Source organism: Segatella salivae DSM 15606 (assembly GCF_000185845.1).
Lineage (GTDB): Bacteria > Bacteroidota > Bacteroidia > Bacteroidales > Bacteroidaceae > Prevotella > Prevotella salivae.
Map to the genome: position 1 here is coordinate 819178 of NZ_GL629647.1, position 7322 is coordinate 826499.

Consider the following 7322-nt stretch of genomic DNA (forward strand, 5'->3'; position numbering starts at 1 on the left):
ATTTAATACCTTTCGATTTGCTTCAGCCACCATTTTAAGGTCTATCTCATGAATATAATTGAGCGTGGTCTTCGAGGAAGAATGCCCCAAAGCTTGCGAGATGATAGACAACGCCACATTGTTTTCATAGGCGAGCGAAGCCCAAGTGTGGCGCGCAACATAAGAAGAGAGCGGAAAGTCGAGCCTTATCTCTTCGCCCAACGCATGAAGGGCACGGTTGTATTGGCGCAGGAAGCTGTCATATTTCATGCAGGGCAAGATGGGGAATATATACTTGTTGTCGGGCTTTCCCCATCGGTCGATAATCGCTTGCATGCAGGGTTCAAGTTTCACAATCACTTTTCGATGCGTTTTCTGCCGTTGATAATGAATGAAGCCATGCTTGATTTGAGTCCACTTCAAATGCACCATATCTATCGGTGGCATTCCCATGGCATAGCAAGAAAAGAGGAAGAGATCGCGCGCAAAAGCTTGAAAAGACTTGTCTTTCAAATGGAGTTCACGCAGCTGCTGCAGTTGGATAGGCTTTAAAGCCACTTTCACCACCTTGTTGTTGCGCGTTTGAACCTTTTCAAAGGGCTTTATGTCTTTCACCAAGCGCCGTTTCACCGCTTTATTATATAACGCGCGAAGTGAACGGAGATAGCAAGTGGTTGTGTTGGCACTGATTGCCCGTTGCTGCAACCATTGTTGATAACGCACAATCTCAGCCTGCGTGATTGTTGAAAATAACACATCATCCTTTGCCTTGAACATGAGAAAAGAACACACGGCCGTTTGATAATTCAATTGCGTGGCCTTAGAAACACCTTTTGAGATAATGGAAACACCCTGCCTTAGACTTGTAACAGCACATTTCCTCCTTTGCTTTGAGTTATGTTTCCATGGAAATAAGAAATTAAAGATCTTCATTTTTTGAGATAAAGGTAATAAGGATTAATCGCAAAATGAATAGACAAAATACTGAACTTCGTTTCGATATTATGATTAACGCTTGAGGTTCGAGTAGTTTATCCTTGGAAATCAAGGCTAAGAAATAAAAAAATATTTCAAATTTATGTTTAAAGCACTCTACTTAATCTTTTCTTTTTATTATTTTTGTAACTCCATTAAGTTATAAAAGAATAATGAACAAAAGATTCTTACTGCTTGTCTTTGCATTTCTATTGGCACTACTACCGGCAAATGCGGTGCTGAAAGAAGAGAATTTGGAAAGCACACTATCCATACTCCGTACCGAACTCACCAATTATCATGCTGAGCTCGATCGTCAATCGGGTTACCTGAGAGATCAGCAAACAGCTATCAGAGACAAGCTGTTTAGCATCATGGGGCAAAGCAATCAGAATGCGTTAATGCTCTATTCGCAGAAGCCAGAATATGTGTTTGACTTGGCCTATGCTTGTCATGAGGCTACAGAACAATATGCAGACTTCCAACAAAACGTGCAACCTTTTCGTTCGCTCATTGCACAAAACAAAGCTGAGATTGCTCGATACGACTACTTGATAAACTCGCTTAGCACAATGAACGTGAGTACGCTGAGCAAGAAGGCACAGATAGACAAGAGTGTATGTCTGACGTTGGCTGTGAATATCAGACACACGCTAAGCGACAACAGTCAGCAATTCAAAGATTATATTGGTTATTATCAGGAAATTGAAGACCAGTTGAAAACGCTCAACGATTATGCCAATAAGAGATATAAGAACATCCAAGAGAACATATTTAGAAACGCAGGTGAAAACTATTTTGATATACTGACTAAGCTAAAAACAAACATTCAGGAAACCAAAGACGAAATAGCCACGAAGTATTTTGAAAAGACAAAGGTGCTATCTCAATGGGATGCGTCTTATATCATCGGCCTGTTTATTCTCATTGCCTTCTATGCGGTTATTGCAGGAGCAATCAATATGGTTGTCATTCGTTTCTTAGTGCCGAAACGATTCCGCACACCAGCTTTTGTCAGCCGCCGTACTTGTATTATCATGACAACTTCGGCGATGACATTAGCATTAGTATTGGGCTTGATACGCATTGTGTTTATGGGTCAGAATTTCATCATCATGGCCTGTGGACTACTTGTGGGATATACGTGGCTGTTGAGTGTTATCTTGATATCGTTGCTATTGCGTTTAAGTGGCGAACAGATTAAAAGCGGATTCCGCATATATCTGCCATTGATGGCCATGGACTTTATTGTGATTGCCTTCCGCATCGTTTTAGTGCCCGATAACCTTGTGAACATTTCGCTCTGTCCAATACTTTTAGTGTGTTTGATATGGCAATGGTTGGCCATAAGGCGCAATAACATGAAGATTCCCAAGAGTGATGTCACCTATACTTATACTTCTTTAGTGGTGTTTCTCATTTCATTTATCAGCGCATGGATGGGATACACGCTGCTTAGTGTGCAGTTGTTGATATGGTGGACGATGCAGTTGACCTGTATTTTGACGATAACTTGTTTGCGTGGTTGGTTGAAGAAATTTGCTGAAAAGCGTGATTATGAACATCAAGGAATAACGAAGACGTGGCTGTTTTATGCGATTTATCAAGTGCTGTTACCCGTGCTTTCAGTTGCATCTTTCTTACTTGCACTCTATTGGGCAGCAGATGTATTCAACCTAAGCGATAAGATATGGGAAATCTATCGTGAACCATTCATTAATACTAAATGGTTTACGGCAAGTATCTTGTCGATTGCTGAGGTGGTGGCCCTGTATTTCTTGTTTGCTTATCTCAATCGAACAATAAAAGCTTTGCTTAAGATTTACTTTGAAACCTCTGACAAGAGTACTGCCGCAAGTCGATTTATCATGGCAAAGAATGTTGTGCAGGTTACTGTTTGGGGCTTCTGGATTATCATTTCTTTAGCGATGTTCCACATTGATAACACCTGGTTGGTTGTCGTATCAGGTGGCTTCTCTACGGGTGTCGGCTTTGCTATGAAAGATATCTTAGAGAATATTTACTACGGCATATCGCTTATGGCTGGGCGAGTTAAGATTGGTGACTACATTGTGTACGAGGGTACACGTGGGCGTGTGAGTTCAATCAACTATACTTCGACTATCGTTGAAGCGACGGATGGTTCTATCATCGCCTTCCAAAATAGTCAGCTATTCACCAAGAGCTATAAGAACATGACGAAGAACCATGGCTATGAATTAGATATATTGGAGGTTGGCGTAGCTTATGGCAGCGACATCAAGCAAGTGAAGAAGTTGCTTTATGATGCTATCACAGCCTTAAAGATTACTTCAAAGAAGAGAGAAGTAAAGATTGTGTTGAAAGAGTTTGGTGATAATGCCATAACATTGAAGATACTTGTGTGGGTATCTGTCATGACTCAATACGTTGATGATGGTCGAATCATGGAATGTATCTACGAGACATTGAATGCCAATAATATAGAGATTCCATTCCCACAACGTGACATACATATCATTCACCCAAAGCCAGAGCAAGTGGAGAAGATATTAAGTGAGGAAAAAGATGCATAACAGCACGACATCTACACCTTATAAATATATATAAGAAAGTTTGTCATTTTCCTCCTTTTTGTCTACCTTTGCATGGTAAGCAAAATGAAACGAATATGCAACCCATATTTATAGCAGGTCCCTGCGTTATTGAATCGGCTGATTTATTAAATATTGTTGCCGAAGAATTAGTAAGATTAAACCACAAATACGGCATTGATATTATCTTCAAAGCCTCATTTGACAAAGCCAATCGCACGTCAATTCTCTCTTTTCGTGGACCAGGATTAGAGAAAGGATTAAAGATGCTTGCAGATATAAAAGCCAAATATGGCTTGAAGATATTAACGGATATCCATGAAAGTTACCAAGCCAAGGCAGCAGGAGAAGTTTGTGATGTGTTGCAGATTCCGGCTTTCTTGTGCCGTCAAACAGATCTTTTGATTGCAGCAGCAAAGACAGGAAAGATTGTTAATATAAAGAAAGCACAGTTCTTAAGTGGTGCAGACATGCTCTATCCTGTTGAGAAAGCATTGCAAAGCGGAGCTAAAGAAGTGTGGTTAACAGAACGTGGTAACACCTTTGGATATAATAACCTGGTTGTTGATTTCCGCAATATTCCTGACATGAAAGAAATTGTTCCGATGGTGATTATGGATTGCACGCATAGTGTTCAGCGTCCAGGCGCAGGCAAAGGAAAGACTTCTGGTGATAGGAAATTTGTTCCTTCAATGGCATTAGCAGCTAAAGCTTTTGGTGCAACAGGCTATTTCTTTGAAGTTCATCCCAATCCCGATAAAGGACTAAGTGATGGCCCGAATATGCTGGAACTTGATAAATTAGAGAATTTAATAGGTCAATTATTAAAGTAAATGAATAATACTGATATTGATAACAGATTGGGAATGGTTTGCCAATGGGGCTGTCAAGCCTTGAAAGAAGAGGCACAAGCTATTCTTAATCTTATTCCACAACTCGATGAAAACTTCACAAAGGCTGTCGAAATGATGGCTCATTGTCATGGAAAGATTATCGTAACAGGTGTTGGAAAAAGTGGGAATATAGGTGCAAAGATAGCAGCTACGTTAGCATCTACAGGCACTCCAGCTTTCTTTATCAATCCTTTGGACGTGTATCATGGTGACTTAGGGGTCATGACTCCAGATGATGTTGTGTTGGCATTAAGCAACTCTGGCCAGACGGATGAACTTCTTCGATTTATCCCTATGGTGCTACACATGAACATACCGATTATCTCTATGACGGCTAATTCCAATTCACTTTTGGCCAAATATAGTAAAGTTCACATAAAGGTTTACGTCAAGAAGGAAGCCTGTCCCCTTAATCTTGCACCAACAAGTAGTACTACAGCAGCTCTCGCTATGGGCGATGCTTTGGCTATTGCACTAATGCAAGTGCGTGATTTCCGTCCACAAGACTTTGCTCAATTCCATCCAGGAGGAGAATTAGGGAAACGACTTCTTACCACGGCAGCAGACGTAATGCGAACCAATGACCTACCAATCATTCCACAAGACATGCACTTAGGGGAAGCCATTATTTGCGTAAGTAAAGGTCTATTGGGATTAGGCGTTTCATTAGGTGATGACAAACGAGTTATCGGATTAATCACAGATGGAGACATCAGACGTGCAATGGAACGATGGCAAGCTAAATTTTTCGACCACACGGTTAGCGATATCATGACTAAGACACCAAAGTTCGTATTGCCAACAACGAAGATTACCGAGATACAACGCATTATGCATCGTCATAAAATACACACCGTTCTTGTCGTAGATGAAGAGAAACACCTCTTAGGCGTTGTCGATCATTATGCTTGTATGGTGTGAAATAAAAAGGAATAGATTGAAACAACTATTATTATATATAATTTTTTGGGTACTCAGTATTGGGACATGCGTGGCTCAAACGACTGACTCCCTGGTAGCACGCGACCTTGAACAATATGGGGTTAAATTCTCTTCTAACAACTCCGTGACTTTACTCACAACGGGACAAGAGAAGTTTGATGATATGTTTAAGGCTATTCAACAGGCCAAGAAAAGTATACATCTTGAATATTTTAATTTCCGCAATGACTCCATAGCAGGTCTTTTATTTCATATTCTGGAACAAAAGGCAAAAGAAGGTGTTGAGGTTCGAGCGCTGTTTGACGCCTTCGGTAACTCTTCAAACAACCGTCCTTTGAAAGAGAAACATCTCAAAACCATTCGCGATTCGGGTGTAGAAATTTATAAATTCGACCCCATAACATTTCCTTGGGTCAATCATGTATTTTCACGAGACCATCGAAAGATTGTTGTTATTGATGGAAGAATAGCTTATACAGGAGGAATGAATGTTGCCGACTATTATATTAAAGGTACGGATGTTGTCGGTGAATGGCATGACATGCACTGTCGAATTGAGGGAGATGCAGTCAATACTTTACAAGCTATTTTCCTTAAAATGTGGAATAAAGTGTCAAAACAAAATATTCATGGTGAACAATATTATCATGGAGGGAATAAGGCAGAATATATAAAAGGCTTAAAGGAAAATAGCTGCAAATCTGCATATCACCAAACTGTTGGTATCATAAATCGCGAGCCAAGGACAAGTAATGCTATCATTCGACAATTCTATCTATCTGCAATTAATCGTGCAAAAGACAGCATAAAGATAATAAATCCATATTTTACGCTTAATCATCAACTCAAAAAAGCCTTGAAAAAGGCTGTTCAACGTGGTGTAAAAGTGGAAATCATGCTGAGTACAAAGAGTGATATTCCATTGACTCCAGACTGCGGTTTCTATAATGCACACAAACTGATGAAGGCTGGATGCAGCATTTGGATGTACACACCAGGCTTTCACCATACAAAGATTATAATGGTAGATGGACAAGTTTGCACTGTTGGCAGTGCAAACTTAAATGCTCGAAGCCTTAATTGGGACTACGAAGAAAATGCTGTTATCCTCGATAAATGTACGACACGGCAATTAGACAATTTATTCGATGGCGAGAAGAAAGATTGTTTTTATCTCACAGAAAAGAAGTGGAAAGAATGGCGAACACCTTGGCAAAGAATGCGAGGCTGGTTTAGTCACCTGCTTGCTCCATTCCTCTAATTATCAAAAATATAAATTCTTAAGATATGGAAGAGAACGATTTACATAACATGCCACATCATCCTATGGGCGAAAAGCCTACAGGAAGACCGAAATTAGCTATCATAGACAATAACATGTTGGCTATGATTGGACTGAAAACCATGTTACAAAATGTCATGCCTATTGCCGATATAGAAACCTTTTGCTCGTTTAATGAGCTTGAGGCTGGTAACCCAGAGAAGTTCATGCACTATTTTGTTGCTATCAAATTTGTGCTTGAAAATCGTAACTTCTTTCTTGAACACAAGTATAAAACAATAGTACTGACAACCTCTTCAAACCCAAATTCACAGCTTTCTGACTTCAAAAGTCTTTGCATAAACACATCAGAAGAACAACTTGTGAAGGCTCTCCTCCAGTTAGAACAATATGGACATGCGGGTGGAAAGAATCTTCCCGCTATGCCCAAAGCATTGAAGACAAAGCTACTTAGTGACAGAGAGATTGAGGTTTTATCTCTCATTGCACAGGGATTTATCAATAAAGAAATTGCAAACCAGCTGAATATAGGACTCACAACCGTTATCAGTCATCGGAAAAACATTGTAGAAAAGCTTGGAATGAAAAGCGTTAGCGCACTTACTATCTATGCCGTCATGCATGGATATGTAGACATCAATAAGATTTAAGATAACAATAATCTCTATAAAGGTCATA

General features: G+C 39.9%; 6 protein-coding genes. 5 read left to right on the forward strand and 1 reads right to left on the reverse strand.

From position 1 onward, the window contains the following. Window positions 1–912 (reverse strand): tyrosine-type recombinase/integrase (locus HMPREF9420_RS14155; RefSeq protein ID WP_007134039.1); only part of this gene is annotated, 912 nt, incomplete at its 3' end. 215 nt (window positions 913–1127) lie between these two features. On the opposite strand from HMPREF9420_RS14155, the gene HMPREF9420_RS03425 reads away from it, so the two are divergent. The 5 genes from HMPREF9420_RS03425 (at window position 1128) to HMPREF9420_RS03445 (ending at window position 7294) form a co-directional block, all read left to right on the forward strand. Further along, a complete protein-coding gene (locus HMPREF9420_RS03425; RefSeq protein WP_007134040.1) occupies window positions 1128–3509 on the forward strand; it encodes a mechanosensitive ion channel family protein in 2382 nt (793 codons plus the stop codon). Window positions 3510–3604: 95 nt separating this feature from the next. Further along, window positions 3605–4360: a 3-deoxy-8-phosphooctulonate synthase gene (gene kdsA, locus HMPREF9420_RS03430; RefSeq protein ID WP_007134041.1), complete on the forward strand. Its 756-nt coding sequence runs from the start codon at window positions 3605–3607 to the stop codon at window positions 4358–4360. Then, window positions 4361–5341 (forward strand): KpsF/GutQ family sugar-phosphate isomerase, encoded by a 981-nt coding sequence (locus HMPREF9420_RS03435; RefSeq protein ID WP_007134042.1) that lies wholly within the window; start codon window positions 4361–4363, stop codon window positions 5339–5341. After that, the gene (gene cls, locus HMPREF9420_RS03440) at window positions 5325–6623 is read left to right on the forward strand and encodes a cardiolipin synthase (RefSeq protein ID WP_007134043.1); all 1299 of its coding nucleotides are present in this window, start codon (window positions 5325–5327) and stop codon (window positions 6621–6623) included. Before HMPREF9420_RS03435 ends, cls begins: the two co-directional genes overlap by 17 nt. A gap of 26 nt (window positions 6624–6649) precedes the next feature. Continuing rightward, window positions 6650–7294: a response regulator transcription factor gene (locus HMPREF9420_RS03445; RefSeq protein WP_007134044.1), complete on the forward strand. Its 645-nt coding sequence runs from the start codon at window positions 6650–6652 to the stop codon at window positions 7292–7294. The last annotated feature ends 28 nt before the right edge of the window (window positions 7295–7322 follow it).